Annotated in this window: 18 protein-coding genes; 4 read left to right on the top strand and 14 right to left on the bottom strand. The window is 66.8% G+C overall.

The window, feature by feature from the left end; translation table 11 throughout:
- Positions 1-11: 11 nt before the first annotated feature.
- Positions 12-263, top strand: a complete 252-nt coding sequence (locus tag V5F66_RS20765; RefSeq protein ID WP_011996150.1) for a GlsB/YeaQ/YmgE family stress response membrane protein — start codon at positions 12-14, stop codon at positions 261-263.
- Positions 264-345: 82 nt separating this feature from the next.
- Here the strand turns inward: V5F66_RS20765 and V5F66_RS20760 are convergent, their stop codons facing one another.
- The 12 genes from V5F66_RS20760 to V5F66_RS20705 all read right to left on the bottom strand — a co-directional run bounded on the left by V5F66_RS20760 (position 346) and on the right by V5F66_RS20705 (position 14,705).
- Positions 346-1,119 carry a fumarylacetoacetate hydrolase family protein gene (locus V5F66_RS20760; protein ID WP_394094640.1) on the bottom strand — a complete coding sequence of 258 codons (774 nt, stop codon included), beginning with the start codon at positions 1,117-1,119 and terminating at the stop codon, positions 346-348.
- 273 nt (positions 1,120-1,392) lie between these two features.
- The gene (gene sucD / locus V5F66_RS20755; RefSeq protein WP_011995833.1) at positions 1,393-2,277 is read right to left on the bottom strand and encodes a succinate--CoA ligase subunit alpha; all 885 of its coding nucleotides are present in this window, start codon (positions 2,275-2,277) and stop codon (positions 1,393-1,395) included.
- A complete protein-coding gene (gene sucC, locus V5F66_RS20750; protein ID WP_394094639.1) occupies positions 2,277-3,479 on the bottom strand; it encodes an ADP-forming succinate--CoA ligase subunit beta in 1,203 nt (400 codons plus the stop codon). Before sucC ends, sucD begins: the two co-directional genes overlap by 1 nt.
- A gap of 465 nt (positions 3,480-3,944) precedes the next feature.
- Entirely contained in the window at positions 3,945-5,198 is a 1,254-nt protein-coding gene (gene frc, locus V5F66_RS20745; protein ID WP_011996147.1) for a formyl-CoA transferase, read from the bottom strand.
- Positions 5,199-5,325: 127 nt separating this feature from the next.
- On the bottom strand, positions 5,326-5,772 hold the full coding sequence (locus tag V5F66_RS20740; RefSeq protein ID WP_011996146.1) for a PAS domain-containing protein: 447 nt from the start codon (positions 5,770-5,772) through the stop codon (positions 5,326-5,328).
- A 92-nt stretch (positions 5,773-5,864) separates the two neighbouring features.
- Complete coding sequence (frc, locus tag V5F66_RS20735; protein ID WP_011996145.1) at positions 5,865-7,142, bottom strand: formyl-CoA transferase; 1,278 nt, start codon at positions 7,140-7,142, stop codon at positions 5,865-5,867.
- A 138-nt stretch (positions 7,143-7,280) separates the two neighbouring features.
- Entirely contained in the window at positions 7,281-9,035 is a 1,755-nt protein-coding gene (oxc, locus tag V5F66_RS20730) for an oxalyl-CoA decarboxylase (RefSeq protein WP_011996144.1), read from the bottom strand.
- A 46-nt stretch (positions 9,036-9,081) separates the two neighbouring features.
- Positions 9,082-9,717 carry a GntR family transcriptional regulator gene (locus V5F66_RS20725; RefSeq protein ID WP_049776080.1) on the bottom strand — a complete coding sequence of 212 codons (636 nt, stop codon included), beginning with the start codon at positions 9,715-9,717 and terminating at the stop codon, positions 9,082-9,084.
- Positions 9,718-10,057: 340 nt separating this feature from the next.
- On the bottom strand, positions 10,058-11,524 hold the full coding sequence (locus V5F66_RS20720; RefSeq protein ID WP_393999788.1) for a tripartite tricarboxylate transporter permease: 1,467 nt from the start codon (positions 11,522-11,524) through the stop codon (positions 10,058-10,060).
- A gap of 368 nt (positions 11,525-11,892) precedes the next feature.
- Positions 11,893-12,408, bottom strand: coding sequence for a tripartite tricarboxylate transporter TctB family protein (locus tag V5F66_RS20715; protein ID WP_011996141.1), 516 nt, complete (start codon positions 12,406-12,408; stop codon positions 11,893-11,895).
- A 78-nt stretch (positions 12,409-12,486) separates the two neighbouring features.
- Complete coding sequence (locus tag V5F66_RS20710; protein ID WP_394094638.1) at positions 12,487-13,500, bottom strand: Bug family tripartite tricarboxylate transporter substrate binding protein; 1,014 nt, start codon at positions 13,498-13,500, stop codon at positions 12,487-12,489.
- A gap of 350 nt (positions 13,501-13,850) precedes the next feature.
- Positions 13,851-14,705, bottom strand: coding sequence for an IclR family transcriptional regulator (locus tag V5F66_RS20705; protein WP_394094637.1), 855 nt, complete (start codon positions 14,703-14,705; stop codon positions 13,851-13,853).
- Positions 14,706-14,910: 205 nt separating this feature from the next.
- Between V5F66_RS20705 and V5F66_RS20700 the strand changes: the two genes are divergently transcribed.
- Entirely contained in the window at positions 14,911-15,951 is a 1,041-nt protein-coding gene (locus V5F66_RS20700; RefSeq protein ID WP_011996138.1) for a 2-dehydropantoate 2-reductase, read from the top strand.
- Positions 15,952-16,125: 174 nt separating this feature from the next.
- Here the strand turns inward: V5F66_RS20700 and V5F66_RS20695 are convergent, their stop codons facing one another.
- Positions 16,126-16,251 carry a hypothetical protein gene (locus V5F66_RS20695; RefSeq protein ID WP_393999621.1) on the bottom strand — a complete coding sequence of 42 codons (126 nt, stop codon included), beginning with the start codon at positions 16,249-16,251 and terminating at the stop codon, positions 16,126-16,128.
- A 442-nt stretch (positions 16,252-16,693) separates the two neighbouring features.
- On the opposite strand from V5F66_RS20695, the gene V5F66_RS20690 reads away from it, so the two are divergent.
- The gene (locus tag V5F66_RS20690) at positions 16,694-17,275 is read left to right on the top strand and encodes a YqaA family protein (RefSeq protein WP_011996137.1); all 582 of its coding nucleotides are present in this window, start codon (positions 16,694-16,696) and stop codon (positions 17,273-17,275) included.
- A gap of 112 nt (positions 17,276-17,387) precedes the next feature.
- Here V5F66_RS20690 and V5F66_RS20685 read toward each other — a convergent pair whose 3' ends face one another.
- A complete protein-coding gene (locus V5F66_RS20685) occupies positions 17,388-18,146 on the bottom strand; it encodes a hypothetical protein (protein ID WP_394052579.1) in 759 nt (252 codons plus the stop codon).
- 652 nt (positions 18,147-18,798) lie between these two features.
- Here V5F66_RS20685 and gltB point away from each other — a divergent pair.
- The gene (gene gltB, locus V5F66_RS20680; protein WP_394008461.1) at positions 18,799-23,502 is read left to right on the top strand and encodes a glutamate synthase large subunit; all 4,704 of its coding nucleotides are present in this window, start codon (positions 18,799-18,801) and stop codon (positions 23,500-23,502) included.
- Positions 23,503-23,550 lie beyond the last annotated feature (48 nt).

The following is a 23,550-nucleotide window of genomic DNA, read 5'->3' as shown; positions in this document are numbered from 1 at the left end:
CGAGGCGCATCATGGAACAAGCACAGATCGGCTGGATCGCCGCGATCATCATCGGCGGCTTCGCCGGCTGGATCGCGTCCAGCTTCATGAAAAGCGACACCGGCCTGTTCATGAACATCCTGCTCGGCATCATCGGCGCCGCCATCGCCAGCTTTCTCTTCGGCCTTCTGGGCGTGAGCTTCGGCGGCTGGCTGGGCTATCTCATCGCCGGCGTGATCGGCGCGTGCCTCCTCATCGGCGGCGCGCGGGCGATCCGGACGTAGGCGCAGCCTCAAGGCCTGGCAGGACGGCTCGACGGGAGCGGGCAGGCGAACCGACGCCCGCCCGCTCACTGCACGCGCCCTTTCACTGCACGAAGGTGTTGCGCAGCGTGCCGATGCCCTCGATCTCGATGGCGATGTCGTTGGACGGCTCCTTCATGACACCTACACCGATGGAGGTGCCGCAGGCGATCAGGTCGCCGGGGTTCAGCGTCATGTCCTGCGACAGCAGCGAGACGAGGCGCGCCGGCGGGAAGATCATGTCGGCCAGCGGATAATTCTGCCGTTCCACCCCGTTCAGGATGGTGCGCACATGGGCCGTCGCCGGATCGAAATCGGTGACGATCCACGGACCGAACGGGCCGTAGCCGTCGATGCCCTTGGCCCGCGCCCACTGGGGAAAGGTGGGGTCGCGGTTGAGAATGTCGGCGGCGGTGATGTCGTTGACCACCGTGTAGCCGAAGATATGGGCGGCGGCCTCTTGTTCGGACACATTGGTGGTGGGCTTGCCGATGACGATGCCCAGCTCGCCCTCATAGACCGTCTTGCCGCTATAGGCCGCCGGGCGCCGCACGGTGGCGCCGGGAGCGGCCACCGAGGTCACCGCCTTCAGCAGATAGAGCGGCTCGGCCGGCTCGGCCACGTTCAGCTTGGCGGCCAGCTGGTGGAAGTTGTTCCACAGGGCGACGATCTTGGTGGGAGCGCAGGGCGCTTCCAGCGTCACCTCGGCGAGTGGAATGCGCGCGCCCGTGGGGCTGGCGCCGGAGAACAGGCAGCCCTCGTGGACAAGGATGGTTTCGCCTTCAAGGGTGCCGAAGCCAGCGGTGCCGTTGGCGCTGAAGCGCAGCCAGGTGGTCATGGGTGTTTCCTCGTTGGAATTGTTTGGCGGATGCAAATCCCGCGGACCGGTAGAGCCCTCTCCCGCGCCGTAGCCGGACGGTTTCGGCGTCGGCCACCTTTGAACCCGACCCGGCAACAGCCGCGTGCGGGCGGGGGAGGGTCGGGAGCGGGCGGGACGTTGGGTCCGGGCCAGCGCCTGAAATGTGGAGAGCGTTTATCCTCTCCCCCCTCCCCCACACGCGGGCAAGGGAGTTTGCCGGCGCACCGTCTCAGCTACTCAACCCGAGGCCGCTCAGCCCTTGAGCACCTCGACGAGGGTCTTGCCGAGGCGGGCCGGGGACGGCGACACGCGGATGCCCGCCGCCTCCATGGCCGCGATCTTGTCCTCGGCGCCGCCCTTGCCGCCGGAGATGATGGCGCCCGCATGGCCCATGCGGCGGCCGGGAGGCGCCGTGCGGCCGGCGATGAAGCCGACCATCGGCTTCTTGCGGCCCTTCTTCGCCTCGTCGGCGATGAACTGCGCCGCCTCTTCCTCCGCCGAGCCGCCGATCTCGCCGATCATGATGATCGACTCCGTCTTGGGGTCAGCCAGGAACATCTCAAGCACGTCGATGAACTCGGTGCCCTTCACCGGGTCGCCGCCGATGCCCACCGCCGAGGTCTGGCCCAGGCCCTCCTGCGAGGTCTGGAACACTGCCTCGTAGGTCAGCGTGCCGGAGCGCGACACCACGCCCACCGAGCCGGTCTTGAAGATGTTGGCCGGCATGATGCCGATCTTCGACTGGCCGGCGGTGACGATGCCGGGGCAGTTGGGCCCCACCAGGCGCGACTTGGAGCCCGACAGCGCCCGCTTCACCTTCACCATGTCCAGCACCGGGATACCCTCGGTGATGCAGACGATGAGCGGGATCTCGGCGTCGATGGCCTCCAGGATGGCGTCGGCCGCGCCGGGCGGCGGCACGTAGATCACCGAGGCGTCGGCGCCGGTGGCTTCCTTGGCCTCGATCACGGTGTCGAACACCGGCAGGTTCAGGTGGGTGGTGCCACCCTTGCCCGGCGAGGTGCCGCCGACCATCTTGGTGCCATAGGCAATGGCCTGCTGGGCGTGGAAGGTGCCGTTCTTGCCGGTGAAGCCCTGGGTGATGACACGGGTATTGGCGTCGATAAGCACGGACATCACGCAGCTTCCTTCTTCACGGCCGCGACAATCTTCTGCGCCGCGTCATCGAGGTCATCCGCCGGGATCACGTTCAGACCACTCTCACGGATGATCTTCTTGCCCTCGTCCACGTTGGTGCCGGCAAGCCGCACCACGAGGGGCACATTCAGCCCCATCTGGCGCACGGCGGCGATAACGCCCTCCGCGATCACGTCGCAGCGCATGATGCCGCCGAAGATGTTCACCAGGATTCCCTCGACATTGGGATCGGCGGTGATGATCTTGAAGGCGGCCGTCACCTTCTCCTTGGTGGCGCCGCCACCCACGTCCAGGAAGTTCGCCGGCTCGCGGCCGTAGAGCTTGATGATGTCCATGGTCGCCATGGCGAGGCCCGCGCCGTTGACCATGCAGCCAATGGTGCCATCAAGGGCGATGTAGGACAGGTCGTAGCGCGAGGCTTCGATCTCCTTGAAGTCCTCCTCGCTCTCGTCGCGCAGCTGCACCACCTCCGGATGGCGGAACAGGGCGTTGGAATCAAACCCCACTTTCGCGTCGAGGCAGACGAGGCGATCGTCCCGCGTCAGCACCAGGGGGTTGATCTCCAGAAGGCTCATGTCCTTTTCGGTGAAGGCGCGATAGAGGTTTGCCGTCAGCGCCACCGCCTGCTTGGCGAGGTCGCCGGACAGGCCCAGCGCCTGCGCCACCTTGCGGCCGTGCAGGGGCTGCACGCCGGTGGCCGGGTCCACGGAGAAGGTGACGATGCGCTCGGGGGTGGCATGGGCCACCTCCTCGATGTCCATGCCGCCCTCGGTGGAGACCACGAAGGCGACGCGCGCGGTGGCGCGGTCCACCAGCATGGACAGGTAGAATTCCTTGTCGATGGAGGCGCCTTCCTCAATATAGAGGCGGTTCACCTGCTTGCCGTCCGGCCCGGTCTGGATGGTCACCAGAGTATTACCGAGCATCTCCGCGGCATTCGCCTTCACGTCGGCGGCGGTCTTCACCACCCGCACACCGCCCTTGGCCTCTGCGGGCAGTTCCTTGAACTTGCCCTTGCCGCGCCCGCCCGCATGGATCTGCGCCTTCACCACGAAGGCGATGCCGCCCAGCTTCGCGGCGGCGGCTTCCGCGTCCTGTGGCGTGAAGGCGGCAAGGCCGCGCGACACCGGCACGCCGAATTCCTTGAGAAGGGCTTTCGCCTGGTACTCGTGAATGTTCATGGGGTTCCTCCCTCGACGAGGGCCGCGCATGCGGCGACCTCGGGCGCGGCTCTTCCGGCTGCGTCCTGCATCCTCGGCCTTGCGACCAAAGTCGGAGTGTGCACGCATTCCGGGCCGTGCACCAATGCGACACGACGCCAGTTCACGACGCCAATCGGGGCCGCAGGCGTGACGCGCTCGGCGGGGTTCCTGAATGAAATCGCCTGCCCCTCAGGGGCGGCGCGGGATCGGCGACAGGCGCTCAGCGCCAAGGTGCCGGCAGGACATTACGTTCGGCAGCGCCACCCTGCGACAGGGGCAGGCGGGCTTCATGCACGGCGGCCTGCCCTGCCGGGCCGCCCGTTCGAATGCCGGAGCGAAGACTGATTACTGGGCGCGGACGGTTGGAACCCGGAGTCTTCCGGATTCCAATTTTGGAAAACGGAAGCCGGCGATCGCCGGCTTCCGGACTTGCCGAATGCGAGATCAGACCACGCGGCCCTCGTGCATGGACTTGATCTGGTCCGCCGAATAGCCGAGCTCGGACAGGACCTCGTCGGTGTGCTCGCCGAGCAGCGGGGAGCCGGTGATCTCCACGCTCAGGTCGGAGAACTTGATGGGGCTGCCCACGGTGAGATACTTGCCGCGCTGCTTGTGATCCACCTCGACGATGGTGCCGCTCTTGCGCAGCGACTCGTCCTCGGCGATCTCTTTCATGGTGAGCACCGGCGCGCAGGGGATGTCGAACTTGCGCAGGATGTCCACCGCCTCGAACTTGGTCTTGTCCGCCAGCCACGCCTCGATGGTGGCAAAGATGTCGAAGATCTTGTCCTGGCGGGCGCGGGCGGTGGAATAGGCCGGGTCGTTGATCCATTCCGGCTTGCCGATGGCTTCCGCCACCTTGCCCCAGGCCTGCTCCTGCACGGTGAAGTAGATGTAGGCGTTGGGATCGGTCTCCCAGCCCTTGCACTTCAGCACCCAGCCCGGCTGGCCGCCGCCGCCGGCATTGCCGCCGCGCGGAACCACGTCCGAGAAAGTGCCGTGCGGGTACTGGGGATATTCCTCCAGGTAGCCCACGCGGTCGAGGCGCTGCTGGTCGCGCAGCTTCACGCGGCACAGGTTGATCACGGCGTCCTGCATGGACACGGCGACCTTCTGGCCCTTGCCGGTCTTGTTGCGGGCGTGCAGCGCGGTGAGGATGCCGATGGCGAGGTGCATGCCGGTGTTGCTGTCGCCGAGGGCGGCTGCCGACACGGTGGGCGGGCCATCCCAGAAGCCAGTGGTGGAGGCGGCGCCGCCAGCGCACTGGGCGACGTTCTCGTACACCTTCAGGTCTTCATAGTGGTGGCCATCGGAGAAGCCCTTCACCGAGGCGACGATCAGGCCCGGGTTCAGCTCGTTGATGTGCTCCCAGGTGAAGCCCATGCGGTCGAGCGCGCCGGGGCCGAAATTCTCCACCAGGACGTCGCTCTCCTTGATGAGCTTCGTCAGCACTTCCTTGCCCGCCGGGGTCTTGGTGTCGAGGGTCAGGGAGCGCTTGTTGGAGTTCAGCATGGTGAAGTAGAGCGCGTCGGCATTGGAGATGTCGCGCAGCTGGTTGCGCGTCACGTCGCCGGAGCCGGGGCGCTCCACCTTGATCACGTCCGCGCCGAACCAGGCGAGGAGCTGGGTGCAGGCGGGGCCGGCCTGGACGTGGGTGAAATCGATGATCTTGATGCCTTCCAACGGCTTGGTCGTCATGGTCGCGTTCCCTTATCAAGCGTTGCCTTAAGACCGGGAGGAGACGGGCAGTGGCGCCCTCTCGTCCCGAAAACCTCCGGTCGCGGCGGCCGGGCCGCCATCAACCGATCCATGCCGGTTGATCCGGCTATTGTGCTTGTTCCGTCGCCTTCAGCTTCGCCTCGAGCTCGGCGACGCGCTTCTGAAGGTTGCGTTCTTCCTTCCAGCGCTCCGTCTCGTCGCGAATGACCGCGGCGACGTGCGTCGGCTTTCCGTCGGCCGAATGGACGAGGGCGACGGTGAAGGCGATGGACAGGGCGTGGCCGTCCTTGTGGACGGCCGGGACGCGCAGCAGGCTGGTCCCGTAGCGGGTGACGCCGGTGCGCATGGTCACGTCGTAGCCATCCCAGTGCCGCTTGCGCTGGCGCTCGGGGATGATGATGTCGAGCGACTGGCCCAGGGCCTCGGCGGGCGCGAAGCCGAACATGCGCTCGGCGCCCGTGTTCCAGAGCGTGATGGCGCCGGCCTGGTCGCAGACGACGATGGCGTCTCCGACGGCATCTAGCAGCTGAGCAAGATCTAGGGCCGCAGTCATGACTTCCGTTCCTTCCTGCCTTTTGCTCCCCGCCGGCATGCGGCCGGCGGCAAGGGGCGGCCCCTCAGGGTGCCGCCCGGAGGCGCGATGCCCTACTCCGCCGCCATCCGGCGCGGCGCGCCGAGCGCACCCGACTGGCGCAGGGCGTCGATGCGGTCAGGGGCAAGGCCCAGCACCTGGGAGAGCACCTCATCCGTGTGCTCCCCAAGCAGCGGCGAGCGCTCCACATCCACCTGGTTGTCCGAGAGCTTGATGGGGTTGCCGACCGTGAGGTAGGTGCCGCGCACCGGGTGCTCCACCTCCACCAGCGTGCCGGTGGCGTAGAGCGAGCGGTCCTCGGCGATCTCCTTCATGGACAGGATCGGCCCGCAGGGGATGTCGTACTGGTTGAGGATCTCCATGGCCTCGAACTTGGTGTGGGCCATGGTCCACGCCTCGATGCGGGTGAAGATCTCGTTGAGATGCGGCAGGCGGGCGGCCGGGCTCGCATAGTCCGGCTTGGTCTTCCACTCCGGCTCGCCGATGACGTCGCAGATCTTCGCCCACACCGGGCCCTGGGTGATGAAGTAGATGTATGCGTTGGGGTCCTGCTCCCAGCCCTTGCAGCGCAGGATGCGGCCGGGCTGGCCGCCACCGGAATCGTTGCCGGCGCGCGGCACGGTCTCGCCGAACGGGACGCCCTCGCCGAACTGGCTGTATTCCTTGAGCGGGCCGTGGCCGAGGCGCTGCTGGTCGCGCAGCTTCACCCGGCACAGGTTCAGCACCGCGTCCTGCATGGCGCACAGCACCTTCTGGCCGCGTCCGGTGTGCTCGCGCTGGAACAGCGCGGTGACGATGCCCAGCGCCAGGTGCAGGCCGGTGCCGCTGTCGCCGATCTGGGCGGCGCTGACCACGGGCGGCCCATCGCGGAAGCCGGTGGTGGAGGCCGCGCCGCCGGCGCACTGGGCCACGTTCTCATAGACCTTGCAGTCCTCGAACGGGCCGGGGCCGAAGCCCTTCACCGAGGCCAGGATGAGGCGCGGATTGATGGCGGACAGGCGCTCCCACGTCAGCCCCATGCGATCCAGCGCACCGGGGGCGAAATTCTCCACCAGCACGTCGCAGCGCCGCACCAGGTCCTCCAGCACGGCCTTGCCGTCCGCGGTCTTGGTGTCGAGCGTGATGGAGCGCTTGTTGGAGTTGAGCATGGTGAAATAGAGGCTGTCCGCGTCGTCGACATCGCGCAGCTGGCCGCGCGTCACGTCGCCTTCGCCCGGCCGCTCCACCTTGATCACGTCGGCGCCGAACCATGCGAGCAGCTGGGTGCAGCTCGGGCCGGATTGAACGTGGGTGAAGTCCAGGATGCGGACCCCCTCTAGTGCCTTGCCCATCTTGTCCTCGCTCCGGCTGGTCTTGCGACGCTGCGCCGCTTCTAGTGTCTCGTTCCCGGTTTACTGTTTTTGTTATTTGGTCTTCGGGTTTGACAGGCGGGACTTGTCCCGCCTGTCAGTCTCATGGGATCGAAAAGCTCACTTCTTCTTTTTGACCACGCTCTGCGGGTTGAGCGAGCCGATGTTGCCGCTCTCGGAGCCGGCCGCCGGGTCGATCACCGCGTTGATCAGGGTGGGCTTGCCGCTGTCCATGGCGGCGCTCACGGCGCGATAGAGCTCGTCGGGGGAGGTGACATGCACGCCCACGCCGCCGAAGGCTTCCATCATCTTGTCGTAGCGGGCGCCGGGCACGAACACCGTGGTGCCGGGATCACGCCCGGTGGGGTCAGTGTCGGTGCCGCGATAGATGCCGTTGTTGTTGAAGATGACGATGGTGACCGGCAGGTCGTAGCGGCAGATGGTCTCCACCTCCATGCCTGAGAAGCCAAAGGCGCTGTCGCCTTCCACCGCGAGCACCGGCTTGCCGGTCTCCACGGCCGCGCCCACCGCGAAGCCCATGCCGATGCCCATCACGCCCCAGGTGCCCACATCCAGGCGCTTGCGCGGCTGGTGCATGTCGATGATGCCGCGGGCAAGATCGAGCGTGTTGGCGCCCTCGTTGACGAGGATGGCGTCGGGCCGCTCCTTGATGACGTTCTTCAGCGCGCCGAGCGCCGAGTGGAAGTCCATGGGCACCGAATTCTTGAGCAGCTTCGGCGCCATCTTGGCGATGTTGGCTTCCTTCTTGGAGCGGATGGTCTCCACCCACTCGGCGGGCGGAGCCTGCCAGCTGCCGTCGATGCGGGCGTTCAGCGCCGCGATGACAGAGCCGATGTCACCCACCAGCGGCGCCTTGATCTCCACGTTGGAGTCCATCTCGCGGGGCTCGATGTCCACCTGGATGAACTGCTTGGGCTTGTCGCCCCAGGTCTTGCCCTTGCCGTGCGACAGCAGCCAGTTGAGGCGGGCGCCGACGAGGAGCACCACGTCGGCATCCTTCAGCGCGGTGGAGCGCGCGGCGCCGGCGGACTGGGGATGGGTGTCGGGCAGGAGGCCCTTGGCCATGCTCATGGGCAGGAAGGGAATGCCGCTGTTCTCGACGAACGCGCGGATCTCTTCATCCGCCTGGGCATAGGCCGCGCCCTTGCCGAGGATGATGAGGGGCTTCTTGGCGCCCTTCAGCAGGTCGATGGCGCGGTCCACGGCGGCGGGCGAGGGGATCTGCGCGGGAGCGGCATCGATCACCTTCACCAGCGATTTCGCACCGGCTTCGGCATCCATCGCCTGGGAGAAGAGCTTCGCCGGCAGGTCGAGATAGACGCCCCCGGGACGGCCCGACACCGCCGCGCGGATGGCCCGCGCCACGCCGATGCCGATGTCCGCCGCGTGCAGCACGCGGAAGGCCGCCTTGCACAGGGGCTTGGCGATGGCGAGCTGGTCCATCTCCTCGTAGTCGCCCTGCTGGAGATCCACGATCTCGCGCTCGGACGAGCCGGAGATGAGGATCATCGGGAAGCAGTTGGTGGTGGCGTTCGCCAGCGCGGTCAGGCCGTTGAGGAAGCCCGGCGCGGAGACGGTGAGGCACACGCCCGGCTTCTTGGTGAGGAAGCCGGCGATGGCCGCCGCGTTGCCGGCATTCTGCTCATGACGGAAAGAGATGACGCGGATCCCCTCCTCCTGGGCCATGCGGCCGAGGTCGGTGATCGGGATGCCGGGGACGCCGTAGATGGTCTCGATGCCGTTCAGCTTCAGGGCATCAATGACGAGGTGGAAGCCGTCGGTAAGCTCCTGCTCGGCCGCGGGGTCGAGATGCACCACGTTGTCTTCGATCTTGGTCTTTTCCGCCGTTGCCATGAGGCGTCTCCTTCAGCGCGTCGTCCCGGTTTGGCTTGTTTTCGGCCTATTCGGGAAAGACACCGTGCCGCTCCACATGGGCCGCAAGACCCATGGTGTGTTCCCGCACCAGGCGCTCGGCGAGATCTGGGTCCCTTTGCTCGAGCGCGTCGATGATCGCCATGTGTTCCCGCATGGAGATTTCAAACCGGTTCTCCTGCCGCACCGACACCGCGCGGATGGCGCGCATGTGCAGGAACAGGTTCCCGGTCATGTCCACGATCAGGCGGCAGCCTCCCATGCGGATGACCGCCTGGTGGAAGGCGATGTTCGCCTGCGAATATTCATGCATGGGGCTCGCCGGCGGCGTGGCCTCGAATTCGTTGAACAGCCGGCGCAGGCTGTCGATCTCGTCGTCGGAGGCATTGGTCGCGGCAAGCCGCGCCGCCATGCCTTCCAGCGCCGCCCAGACCACGATGAGGTCGAGGATCTCGCGCTTGGTCTTGCGCACCACGAAGATGCCCCGGCGCGGCACCGAACGCACGAAACCTTCCTGCTCCAGCACCGTCATCGCCTCGCGGATCGGCGTCCGCGACACCCCGAGCGTCTCGGAGAGTTGGCGCTCGTCGAGGCGGAACTCGGCGGCACTGCCGTAGATGTCCATTTGGGTGATGGCTCGCTTGAGCGCATCGTAAGCAAGCATGCGCAGGCTCGAGGCAGCCTCCAGCGGCTCGACGTTGAGCTTCGGAGCGTCCGTGACCGGCGCGGGGGTCTGATGCACTGGCAGTTGATGCACGACCTTGGCTTCCTCTCCCTGGAACGGCCACCTTCTGGCGAGGCGGTCCAACTCCGTGAAATACTGTATACGGTCTTCATAACGCCAACGCAATCCCGATGCCCGGAGATTCGATTGCGCACCGCAGCATTGCTGGGCTTGCGCGGGCTCGGAGCAGGTGTCGGGCGGCTCCGCGAAGGCCTGCCCACCGCGTTGAAATCGGGGCGACGACCCACCGCCGCCCCGAGGGCTTCCGCTCAGCCTCCCGTCACTCGGCGGCGGCGGGCTTCGAGCCGGGTCCCTTGAGCCGGGCAAGGACGATGGAGATCAGCGGCCAGATCAGCATGACCAGGGCCAGCGTCACGATTGAGCCCACCAGCGGGTTGGACCAGAAGATAGACAGGTGGCCCTGGGACACCAGCATGGCCTGCCGGAACGAGGATTCCGCCATGTCGCCCAGCACCAGGGCCAGCACCAGCGGCGCCAGCGGATATTGCAGCTTCTTGAACAGGTAGCCGATGACGCCGAACACCAGCATCACGGCGATGTCCAGCCCCGCATTGTGCACCGTGTAGGCCCCCACCGCGCAGATCACGAGGATGACGGGCGCGATGACGCTGAACGGAATGCGCAGGATGGCCGCGAAGATCGGCACGGTGGTCAGCACCACGATGAGGCCCGCGATGTTGCCGAGATAGATGGAGGCGATGAGGCCCCACACGAAGTCCTTCTGCTCCACAAAGAGGAGCGGTCCCGGCTGGAGGCCCCAGATGAGCAGGCCGCCCAGGAGCACCGCCGCCGTGGGCGAGCCGGGGATGCCGAGCGTCAGCATGGGCAGGAGCGCCGAAGTGCCGGCGGCGTGGGCCGCCACTTCCGGCATCACCACACCCTCCAGTTCTCCCTTGCCGAAGTTGCGCCCGTTCCGGGAGAACTTCTTGGCGAGGCCATAGCTCATGAAGGAGGCCGGGGTAGCGCCGCCGGGGGTGACACCCATCCAGCAGCCGACGATGGCCGAGCGCAGGCAGCCCACCCAGTATTGCGGCAGCTTCTTCCAGGTCTCCCACACCACCTTGGCGTTGATGGCCGCGCTCTTGCCCTTGAAGGCGAGGCCCTCTTCCATGGTGAGCAGGATTTCGCCCACGCCGAACAGGCCGATGACCGCCACCAGGAAGTCGAAGCCGCGCAGCAGCTCCACCGAGCCGAAGGTCATGCGCAACTGGCCGGTCACCGTATCGATGCCCACGGCCGCCAGTGCGAAGCCCAGCATCATGGCCGCGATGACCTTCGCCGCCGGCTCCCGCCCCATGCCCACGAAGGCGCAGAAGGTGAGGAGATAGACCGCGAAGAATTCCGCCGGCCCGAACTGCAGCGCGAACTTCGCGATGACCGGCGCCAGGAAGGTGATGAGCAGCACGGCGAAGAAGGCGCCGATGAAGGAGCCGGTGAAGGCCCCCGTCAGGGCCTCGCCGGCTTTCCCCTTCTGGGCCATGGGGTGCCCGTCGAAGGTGGTGGCGACGCTCCACGGCTCGCCGGGAATGTTGAACAGGATGGAGGTGATGGCGCCACCGAACAGCGCCCCCCAATAGATGGAGGACAGCATGATGATGGCGGAGACCGGCGTCATGGAGAAGGTGAGCGGCAACAGGATGGCGACACCGTTCGCGCCCCCCAGCCCCGGCAGCACCCCGATGAGCACGCCGAGCGTGATGCCGACGAACATGTAGACGATGTTCATGGGGTCGGCGAGGACACCGAACCCTCCGATGAGTGAGGTGAGCGCTTCCACGGGGGCCTCCGTTGCACCGCCTCACGCCGCGTCTGGCGGCGGCCTTGAGGGGCGGGCGCGTTGTCTTGTCAGGGTTGGGCCGTGTTGCGGCATCGCGGCTGAGCCGGCGCGCCGGGCTTGTCTTCGCGGGGCGCCCGCTGATCCGTCCGGCGGACGGGGGATGCGGGTGCAGCGCCACAACGCACGGGACGTGCCGCGCGCGGCTCGATCATCTTCGCGTTTCATCGAACGGTGAAAATGATCGCGTTATTTTTCTGCGACTACTTTTCTTGGCGCGACCTGGTCTTGCGCGCTCTTCCTGCGCGCCGGCAACCGGATCAGTAGCCGAGCGCGGTTTCCAGCGGCCCCTTGGGCAGGGGCACCAGGAACCAGATCTCGAACATCACGAACAGCGCGAGGGGCACGCCCACCGCGACCGGGATGATCTTCGCCGGCGAATACTTGCCCAGCCACCACATGAAGAAGGCGATGAACACGGCGGAGGCGAGATAGATCCCCAGAAGGAAGATCAGCCCCACATAGAGCGTGGTCGGGATCAGCACCTGCATCACCGAGACCAGCTGGGTGCGGTCGACGAAATTGGTGAGGTCGGGATGGCGGGTGACGATGTTCTGCACCAGCGTGACCGTGCTGGCGACGAACATGATCAGCCCCACGTAGAACGGGAAATATCCCGCCTGCGGCCCGTCCGCCGCCCAGCTTGCGCCGACGCGCCAGCTGTCGCTCATCACCAGCGCCGAGACGCCCATGAAGACGAGGGCCACCACCATGTCCATGGTGCGGTTGGTGACGGTTTTCTCATTTTGGCCGGTATGGCCGGTTTCGCTGCTCATGACCCATCCTCCCGTTGCCGAAGACCTGCCTGTCGCGTCGGGAACGGCTCCGCCGGACACCCGGCGGAGCCGTGCCCGCTACTTCGCGACGAAGCCGGCCTTCTCCATCAGGTCCTTGTGGGTCCCGGCGGCCTTCTCAAGCCAGGCGGCATAGTCCGTGCCGGTGAGGGCGGTGGTGTTGAAGGCGCCCTTCTGCATGAAGTCCTGCCACTCGGGCGTGGCGCGCACCCGCTTGAACAGATCGACGAAATACTCGACCTGTTCCTTCGAGGCGCCCGGCGGCATGAAGATGCCGCGCAGCATCAAATATTCGATGTCGAGCCCGGCTTCCTTGCAGGTAGGAATGTCTGCCCACGACTTGCCGTTGGCGATGGGCTCCTTGTAGGGCAAGCGTTGGTCGTCGAACACGCACAGCGGCTTCAGCTCGCCGGCGCGCCACTGGGAGACCGCCTCGATGGGATTGTTCACCGACGAGGTGACATGCCCGCCCACAAGCTGCGCAGCCACGTCACCGCCGCCCTTGTAGGGCACGTAGATGAACTTGGCGCCGGTCTTCTGCTCGATGGCGGCGGTGATGATCTGGTCTTCCTGCTTGGAGCCGGTGCCGCCCATCTTGAAGACTTGGTCTCCCGACGCCGCCTTCAGCGCATCGAGATAGCCCTTCACATCGTCATAAGGCGCCTTCGCGTTCACCCACAGGACGAATTCATCCAGGGCCAGCATGGAAACCGGCGTCATGTCCTTCCAGGAGAAGGGCACGCCGGTGGCGAGCGGCGTGGTGAAGAGGTTGGACAGGGAAATGATGATCTTGTGCGGGTTCCTGTTGGAGCCCTTCACATCGAGAAAGCCTTCGGCACCCGCGCCGCCTGACTTGTTGATGACGACGAGGGGTTGGGTCATCAGGTTGTTCTTCTGAACAATGCCCTGAATCATGCGCGCCATCTGGTCGGCGCCCCCGCCCGTACCCGCCGGCACGATGAATTCCACGGTCTTGGTCGGTTCCCAGGCGTGCGCCGCCAGGGGGGAAAAAGCTGCGGCCACGGCGAGCGCGGCTGCACCTCGCCGGATGGTTCTGGCGATTGCCGAATTCATGATGGTTTTCCTCCCGGATCGTCCGCGTTTTTGTTGTGCGGATCGAGACTTGTGCCGATCGATATCGGAGCCGCGTGCCCATGGGCCGGCCGGCCCGCAAACAGGTTCCGTCCCTCTCTGTTTCAGGTGAGACGCGCTTTGGCGACCCAATGACGATGTGAATCGGGCCGAAACGGGCGCTCACGTCTTGTTCGAGCTGGCACTCTATTTGGCGTTACCACCGCTTACGTTAGGGCGGCCGGGGAAGAGTATAATGAGCTTCCCTTGTGTCAATTGGAATTTTCAATTCCGAATTTGGTACTCCGTATTCCAATATTTGGAATACTGTATGCCAATTCAGTCAACAAGCCTTACCGATACGTAGCGTAATCCTGCGACACGCTTTCATCGACGCCGGAATAAAGCCGCGTCATCTGCTCGGCGGCAGCGGCCACGCGCCGGCCGAGGCGCAGGATGCGGTCCTCGCTCATGCGCACCGCGGGCGCGGAGACCGAGACCGCACCGATGGGGTCGCGCCATTCGTTGAGAATCGCTGCGGCCACCGCTCGCATGCCGGGGGCATGCTCTTCCCGGTCCACGGCGAAGCCACGTTCCAGAATCTCAGCCACATCGTCCATCAGCTCCCGCTCCTCGCGGTGGGTGGCGGTGGTGAAGGGCTCGTAGCGGATCTGGCCAAGGCAGGCGCCGCGGAAGGCGGGCGTGGCGGCGGCCAGCACGGCCTTGCCGGCGGCGGTGGCATGCAGCGGCAGCCGCGCTCCGAGGCGGAAGAAGGCGCGCACCGGGGCATGCGCCTCCGCCTGGGCCACCACCACCAGCTCCATGGCGTCGAACATGGCGAGGTTCACGGTCTCGTCGGTCTCGTGCAGCAGCCGGCGGATCACCGGGCGGCCGATGTCCGGCAGCTTGCGGATGCGCAGGTAGGCCGAGCCGATGCGGAACAGTCCGAGCCCCACGGTCCACAGCCCGGTGGACAGGTCGTGATTCACCAGCTGGCGCTTCTCCAGCGTGGTGAGCAGCCGATGCACGGTGGACACCGGCAGTTCCGCCCGGCGGGCGATCTCGGCCAGCGCCATGCCATCCTGGTCCGCCACCACCCGCAGCAGGGCGATGGCGCGATCCAGCGACTGGACCTCGGCCCCACCCTCGGCGGCGGTGCCCGAGGCGGGGCGACCCCTGCGGCGTGGCGCGACCTCGGTCTCCGGCATCCCAATACTCCCTACCTGCTTGGTGCGGCTCAGCGCGTCGGCCCCCAAAGTAGCTGGACGGCGGCCGGCGTCCACCCTGTGACAAATTTTCCATCTTCCGGAATTAATTTCCACTGCTATCGTGGGGACCATGGTTGCCAAGGGCGGAGCGTGCGCTCTAATCTGGCATACATAATACGCAATGAACGATCGGGAGGGATCTGCCATGAAGGTGTGCATCTACGGAGCCGGAGCCATCGGCGGATATCTGGGCGCCCAGCTCGCCAGCGCCGGCGCCGAGGTGAGCCTGGTGGCCCGCGGTGGCCATCTGGAAGCCATGCAGACCAACGGCCTGAAGCTGCTGATCAACGGCGAGGAGCGCGTGAGCCATGTCCGCGCCACCGACGATCCCCGCGAGCTCGGCCCGCAGGATTACGTCATCATCGCCCTCAAGGGACATTCGGTGCCGGGCGTGGTGGACCGGCTGCGCCCCCTCATGGGCAACGACACCGCCATCGTCACCGCCGTGAACGGTGTGCCCTACTGGTATTTCTACAAGCATGGCGGCGCGCTGGAGAACCGGACCCTGTCCACCATCGATCCCGGCGCCCGCCAGTGGGAGGTGCTGGGGCCTGAGCGCGCGCTCGGCTGCATCGTCTATCCGGCCACCGAGGTGGTGGCGCCGGGCGTGATCCAGCACATCTACGGCGACAAGTTCCCCCTCGGCGAGCCCTCGGGCGAGATCACGCCGCGGGTCACCGCCCTCAGCCAGATGATGGAGAAGGGCGGCCTGCGCGCGCCGGTTTTGACCAACATCCGCGACGAGCTGTGGCTGAAGCTGTGGGGCAATCTCTGCTTCAACCCCATCAGCGCCCTCACCCACGCCACCCTCGACATCATCGCCGCAGATCCCGGCACCCGCGCCGTGGCCCGCTCCATGATGCTGGAGGCCAAGGCCGTCGCCGAGAAGCTGGGCATCAACTTCCGGGTGGATGTGGAGCGGCGCATCAACGGCGCCGGCGCGGTGGGGGCCCACAAGACCTCCATGCTGCAGGACCTCGAGCGCGATCGCCCCATGGAGATCGACCCGCTGGTGAGCGTGGTCCAGGAAATGGCGCAGATGCTCGAACTTCCCACCCCCACCCTCGACGTGGTGCTGGCTCTGGTGCGCCAGCGCGCGGCCATGGCGGGTCTGGGCGACATCCTCGCCGTGCCGCCGGTCACCGCCGCCGATCTCGTGCCCGCCAAGAAGGCCGCCGCGCACTGAGCCGGGCGAGGCTCCGGCCGGCGGCAACGCCCCGGAGCCTCTGCCCCAAGGTCATGACACACGCAAAAGAAAAGGCCGGGTCTCGCCCGGCCTTTTTCGTTTCAGTGGCTGAATGTCCGGATCAGGCCCGGCCCCGTACGCTGCGCTGGCACTTTGCCAGCGCCGCGGGTGCGATCACTCGCTCTCCGTCATCGTGGCGGCGAGGGGGGTGCCCGGGTTCGGCTGGCTGGCGTTCAGCGCCATTCCCGTCAGGACATAGCCGAGCACGAGAGCGGCAAACACGGCGATTCGCTTGAACATCCTCATCCCTCAACTTGGTCGCGGCCAGACCGAGCCGAAATTGTGCATCGCCCTGGCGTCGCATGCTTAGTCGCCATGCGCCGCACAAGAGCTGAACACCTACTTCAGCTGCAGTTCATAAAGCCTGAACAAGCTGGCCCCACCTGGGTTCCGGAACTTCTCCCGGACAGCGGCACCATGCCCGTCGGCACCGAAACCGGGGCTCGCCCCGCGCGACTCAGGCTTCGGTGCCTGAGGTCTTACACCGCACGAAACGCGCTGTCTGTGTCCGCCCGGTCACAGCCCGCCATCGCGTGGGGATCACAGTAAAGCAATGGTTTACGTGTCGTGAGGGGGGCTGACGGGATGTCGCGGGGGCGTTTCACAGCCTCCCGGCGCTTTACTCGACCGGTGGGACGCTCTAAGCCGAGGGACCTTTTATACTGCACCGCACAAGGCGCCCATGCTCCGCAAGCTCTACGACTGGATCATCGCCTACTCCGCGAAGCCGTCGGCGCCTTGGGCGCTCGCTTTGGTTGCGTTTGCGGAAAGCTCCGTCTTCCCGGTGCCGCCGGATGTGCTGCAGGTGCCCATGACCCTGGCGCGCCCGGATCGCGCCTGGCGCTATGCGCTCATCGCCACAGTCGCGTCGGTTCTCGGGGGGCTGGTGGGCTATGCCATCGGCGCCTTGCTCTATGACAGCGTCGGCAAGTTCCTGATCGACCTTTATGGCTACGGCTCCAAGGTGGACCAGTTCCGCGCCGCCTACGCCCATTACGGCCATTGGGTGATCCTGCTGAAGGGGCTGACGCCGATCCCCTTCAAGCTGGTGACCATCACCTCGGGCTTCGCCGACTACAATCTGTTCTGGTTCGTGGTGCTGTCGATCATCACCCGCGGCGCGCGCTTCTTCATCCTCGCGGCGATCCTGCATTATTTCGGGCCGTCGGCGCGGGAATTCATCGAGAAGCGGCTCGGGCTCGTCACCCTCGGCTTCCTCGGCGTGCTGGTGATCGGCCTCGTGGCGGCCGCCTACTTCGCCTGACGAAAGGCCTGGTCGCTCGCGGCCGGGGCTGAGGCGCGGGCAGCGCCCTGATATCATAAGGACGACATGGTCCGGACCAACGGCCGGTGAGCCTGCTCACCGGCCGTTTTCGTTACTGCGCCTTCGGCCGCGACAGCACCGAGGCGGAACCGGCGGTGGCGCTATCCGTGGTCGCGGTGCCCGCCCCGGCCTTGCGCTTTTGCGGTGCGGCCGATGCCGACTGCGCGGCGGACCGTCCTGCCTCCGGGTTCGCCGGGGTTGCCCCCGGATTGGCCGGCGCGGCCTGCGGAGCGGCGGATTGCGCAGGCGGTGACGGTGTCGCGGCGGCCGGCTGAGGCGCAGCAGGAGCTTGGGGCGCGGCGGCTTTGGCTGCATCTGGCGCCGGGGCGATCTGAGGCACGGCCGGGGCCGGTGTCACCGTGGCCACGGCCGGCTCAGGCGGACGCGACGGCGGCAGCGGCTTGGCCGGCGATGACGGTGCGGCAGCCACCGGCGGCTGGGACCGCGGCGGGGCCGAGGGCGGCGGGGGGCGGCGGGGGCCAGGCCCGGGCGGTGTCGGCACGGCGATGGTCGGCCCGCCATAGACGCTGCGCGCGCTCACTACCCGGCCGGTGAAGGCATCGAGCCGCAGCACAGCCGGCCCGTCCTCATCCACCGCCGTCACCACATAGGTGCGCCCGGCCAGACGCGGCCGCGACACCTGCCGATAGCCCATGCCGACCACGATGGCGCGCACTTCGCCCGGCGGCAGCATGCCATAGCCGCGGGGCGGCGCGGGCACATAGGCACGAGGCGGCGGTCCATAGGGTCGCGCATAGCCATAGGGCCCCTCATAGATGAGCACCTGTGCCGCTATGGGGGCAGATGGCATAATCGCGGCGCTCAAAATTAAGGCACCGATCCCGAAGCGCACGGGGCCTGTGAGGGTTCGCGGCATGGCGCGCCTCTCCATTCTTGAACCTCATTTATCCCAACACGCCAGCCGGCGCGCCGAAGTCTGAACACCCGCCCTGCCGACGACCGGCGCCTGCGCGTGAGTCCCGCGAAACTTAAGGCGCCCAATGCGGCAGCCTTTGGACGCGCCCGCGGTGTCACGGCGACGGCCGGCAATGGGTCTCCTGAAACTCCGTTGCGTCGCGGCGCCGCGCGCCGTACCGTTCTTTCGTCCTGACGGTATTAAGCGCAACTTTTCGCCGATCCGGCTGCTTTTGCGCCATTGAGGCGCTTGTAGGCGTGCCGCTTTTCTGGCATGTTCCATGAGATAGGGAAACCATGCTTCCCTATCTCCCGTGTCGATGGTTCAGATTGTCTCAAGCTCGCGTTCAGACGAACGGGGGGCCTTCTGTGCGGCGCGGCAGTGGTGCAAAAGTTGCAGCGTAGCCGTAGGACATCATCGGGCAGGCCCGGACCGATGGGGGCTGCGGCCCGATCCGCGGGGAACCCGGATCGCGGCGCAAGGGCAAAGGTTGGGGAAGGACGGCGGGGCGCATCTGCCCGGCCGCCAGCACAGAAGGAACGACGAGATGGCAGCGACGGATCGCACGGATGGCTTGAACGGAAGCGTGGCTCGGACGGCCGCCGCCGTGAAAGACACGGCGATCGTCGGGCGCCCGGAACCCTTCGGCCTGTTTGACCCGGCCCATGAACGGGATGCGTGCGGCGTCGGCTTCATCGCCGACATCAAGGGCCGCAAGTCCCACCGCATCATCCAGGACGGCATCAACATCCTGCTCAACCTGGAGCATCGCGGCGCCGTGGGCGCCGACCCGCGCGCCGGCGACGGCGCGGGCATGCTGGTGCAGATCCCGCACAAGTTCTTCCTGAAGGAAGCGGCCCGGCTCGGCTTCTCCCTGCCGGAGCCCGGCCTCTATGCGGTCGGCCACATCTTCCTGCCCCGCGATCCCGAGGGCGAGCAGATCGTGCGCGCCACTTATGAGCGGGCGGTGGCGGAGGAAGGCCTTGTCATCCTCGGCTGGCGCGACGTGCCCACCGACAATTCCTCCCTTGGCTGGAGCGTGTTGCCCACCGAGCCCAAGCACGCCCAGGTGTTCATCGGCCGCGGCGAGTTCGCCGGCGACGAGGACGGCTTCGAGCGCCGGCTGTTCGTGCTGCGCAAGGTGATCTCCAACACCGTCTACGGCGCCAAGGACCCCCGCACCGCGGGCTATTATCCGGTGTCGCTGTCCTGCCGCACCCTGGTCTACAAGGGCATGTTCCTTGCCGACCAGCTGGGCGCCTATTACGCCGACCTGCACGACCCGGACTTCGAGAGCGCGCTCGCCCTCGTGCACCAGCGCTTCTCCACCAACACCTTCCCGGCCTGGCCGCTGGCCCACCCCTACCGGATGGTGGCCCACAACGGCGAGATCAACACCCTGCGCGGCAACGTCAACTGGATGGCGGCGCGTCAGGCTTCCGTGGACACCGAGCTGTTCGGTGCCGACATCTCCAAGCTGTGGCCCATCTCCTATGAAGGCCAGTCGGACACCGCCTGCTTCGACAACGCGCTCGAATTCCTGACCCAGGGCGGCTATTCCCTGCCCCACGCGGCCATGATGCTGGTGCCCGAGGCCTGGGCGGGCAATCCGCTCATGGACGAGGAGCGCCGCGCCTTCTACGAATACCACGCTGCCCTCATGGAGCCGTGGGACGGCCCGGCCGCCATCGTCGCCACCGACGGCCGCCAGATCGTCGCGACCCTCGACCGCAACGGCCTGCGCCCCGCCCGTTACATGGTGACGAGCGACGACACCATCGTGCTCGCCTCCGAAATGGGCGTCTTGACCCTGCCCGAGGAAAAGATCGTCACCAAGTGGCGCCTCCAGCCGGGCAAGATGCTGCTGGTGGACCTCGTGGAAGGCCGCCTCGTTCCCGACGAGGAGATCAAGACCCAGCTCGCCCGCGCCAATCCCTACAAGGAGTGGCTGAAGCACACCCAGCTGGTGCTGGAGGACCTGCGCCCCGTGGAGGCGCGCGAGGTGCGCACCGACGTGGCCCTGCTCGATCGCCAGCAGGCGTTCGGCTACACCCAGGAAGACCTCAAGCTGCTCATGGCGCCCATGGCCATCACCGGCCAGGAGGCGGTGGGCTCCATGGGCACCGACACGCCCATCAGCGTGCTCTCCAACAAGTCGAAGCTGCTCTACACCTATTTCCAGCAGAACTTCGCCCAGGTGACGAACCCGCCCATCGACCCGATCCGCGAGGAGCTGGTGATGAGCCTTGTCTCCTTCATCGGGCCGCGGCCGAATATCTTCGACCTGGAAGGCACTGCCCGCCGCAAGCGGCTGGAAGTGCGCCAGCCTATCCTCACCAATGAGGACCTGGAGAAGATCCGCTCCATCGGCTTCATGGAAGAGCGGTTCGACACCCGCACCCTCGACATCACCTACCCGTCCGACAAGGGCGCGGCGGGTATGAGCGACGCGGTCGAGCGGCTGTGCGAGCGCGCCGAGGCGGCGGTCCACGGCGGCTACAACATCATCATCCTGTCCGATCGCCTGGTCGGCCCGGACCGCATCCCGATCCCGGCGCTGCTCGCCACCGCCGCCGTGCACCATCACCTGATCCGCAAGGGCCTGCGCACCTCCGTGGGCCTGGTGGTGGAGACGGGCGAGGCGCGCGAGGTGCACCATTTCGCCTGCCTCGCCGGCTACGGCGCCGAGGCCATCAACCCCTATCTCGCCTTCGAGACCCTGCTCTCCATGAAGGACGAGATCCCGGAGGAGGTGGACGACAAGGAGATCGTCAAGCGCTTCATCAAGTCCATCGACAAGGGGCTCTTGAAGGTGATGTCCAAGATGGGCATCTCCACCTACCAGTCCTATTGCGGCGCGCAGATCTTCGACGCGGTGGGCCTCTCCTCCGAGCTGGTGAATAAGTATTTCTTCGGCACCGCCACCACCATCGAGGGCGTGGGCCTCGCCGAGATCGCCGAGGAAAGCGAGCGCCGCCACACCCTCGCCTTCTCCGACGCCCCGATCTTCCGCATGGCGCTGGATGTGGGCGGCGAATATGCCTACCGCATCCGCGGCGAGGATCACGCCTGGTCGCCGGAATCGGTGGCCGAGCTGCAGCACGCCGTGCGCGGCAATGCGCGGGACAAGTTCCGCGCCTTCTCCACCATGATCAACGATCATGACTCCCGCCTGCTTACCGTGCGCTCCCTGTTCCGCATCAAGAGCGCGGAAGAGCTGGGCCAGGCGCCGGTGGACCTGTCGGAGGTGGAGCCCGCCGCCGACATCGTGAAGCGCTTCGTCACCGGGGCCATGTCGTTCGGCTCCATCTCCCGCGAGGCGCACACCACGCTGGCCATCGCCATGAACCGGATCGGCGGCAAGTCGAACACCGGCGAGGGCGGCGAGGAGCCCGAGCGCTTCAAGCCCCTGCCCAACGGCGACAGCATGCGCTCCGCCATCAAGCAGGTGGCCTCCGGCCGCTTCGGCGTGACGGCGGAATATCTCGTCAATTCCGACGTGATGCAGATCAAGGTCGCGCAGGGCGCCAAGCCCGGCGAAGGTGGCCAGTTGCCCGGCCACAAGGTGGACGCGGTGATCGCCAAGGTGCGCCACTCCACCCCCGGCGTCGGCCTCATCTCGCCGCCGCCGCACCACGACATCTATTCCATCGAGGACCTCGCCCAGCTCATCTACGACCTGAAGAACGTGAATCCCGACGCGGACGTGTCGGTGAAGCTCGTGTCGGAGGTGGGCGTGGGCACGGTGGCGGCGGGCGTCGCCAAGGCCCGCGCCGACCACATCACCATCTCCGGCTTCGAGGGCGGCACGGGCGCATCGCCGCTCACCTCCATCAAGCATGCCGGCTCGCCGTGGGAGATGGGCCTCGCCGAGACCCAGCAGACCCTGGTGGCCAACCGACTGCGCTCGCGCGTCGCGCTGCAGGTGGACGGCGGCCTGCGCACCGGCCGCGACGTGATCATCGGTGCCCTGCTCGGTGCCGACGAGTTCGCCTTCTCCACCGCCCCGCTCATCGCGGCGGGCTGCATCATGATGCGCAAGTGCCACCTGAACACCTGCCCGGTGGGCGTGGCGACCCAGGACCCGGTGCTGCGCAAGCGCTTCAAGGGCACACCCGAGCACGTGATCAACTACTTCTTCTTCGTCGCCGAGGAAGTGCGGGAGATCATGGCTTCCCTCGGCTTCCGCAAGATGGATGAGATGGTGGGCCGCTCCGAGGTGCTCGACCAGAACGCCGCCATCAACCACTGGAAGGCGAAGGGCCTCGACTTCTCGCGCATCTTCGCCAAGCCCGACATGCCGCCCGAGGTGGGCATCCGCCACACCGAGCGCCAGCACCATCCCATCGAGAGGGTGCTGGACCGCACCCTCATCGCCCAGGCCGCTCCGGCCCTGGAACGGGGCGAGCGCGTCGAGATCAAGACGCCGATCCGCTCGGTGGACCGTTCAGCCGGCGCCATGCTGTCGGGTGCCGTGGCCAAGGCCTATGGCGGCCAGGGCCTGCCGGACGACACCATCCATGTGGAGCTGAGCGGCACCGCGGGCCAGGCGTTCGCCGCCTTCCTCGCCGCCGGCGTCACCTTCGACCTGATCGGCGAGGCCAACGACTATGTGGGCAAGGGCTTGTCGGGCGGGCGCATCATCGTCCGGCCGCCGGCCAATGCCGCCATCGTGCCGGAGGACTCCATCATCGTCGGCAATACGGTGATGTACGGCGCCACCGAGGGCGAGTGCTACTTCCGCGGCATCGCCGGCGAGCGCTTCGCGGTGCGCAATTCCGGTGCAATCGCCGTCGTTGAAGGCACCGGCGACCACGGCTGCGAGTACATGACCGGCGGCATCGTGGTGGTGATCGGCCAGACCGGGCGCAACTTCGCGGCCGGCATGTCCGGCGGCGTCGCCTATGTGCTGGACGAGGACAAGAGCTTCGCCAAGCGCTGCAACCTCTCCATGGTGGACCTCGAGCCGGTGGAGGAGGAGGAGGACCTGCTGGAACGCCTCCACCACCACGGCGGCGACCTGGAGTTCAAGGGCCGTATCGACGTGCAGGGCGACATGTCCCGCCACGACGAGGAACGCCTGCACCAGCTCATCGCCAAGCACCTGCATTACACGGGCTCGGCCCGGGCGCAGGCGATCCTCGACAACTGGGCCGAGTACCGCTCCAAGTTCGTCAAGGTGATGCCGGTGGAATACCGCCGCGCCCTGCGCGACATGGAAAAGCGCCGCGGCCTGGCGGCGGCGGAATAGCGCGAGTTCCTTCTCGCCCGCCCCGCTGCGGGGCGGGTCGGGGAGCGC

Source organism: Xanthobacter versatilis, assembly GCF_043193975.1.
In the GTDB taxonomy this organism is placed as follows: domain Bacteria; phylum Pseudomonadota; class Alphaproteobacteria; order Rhizobiales; family Xanthobacteraceae; genus Xanthobacter; species Xanthobacter autotrophicus_E.
This window is presented reverse-complemented; position numbering and strand designations above follow the sequence as displayed.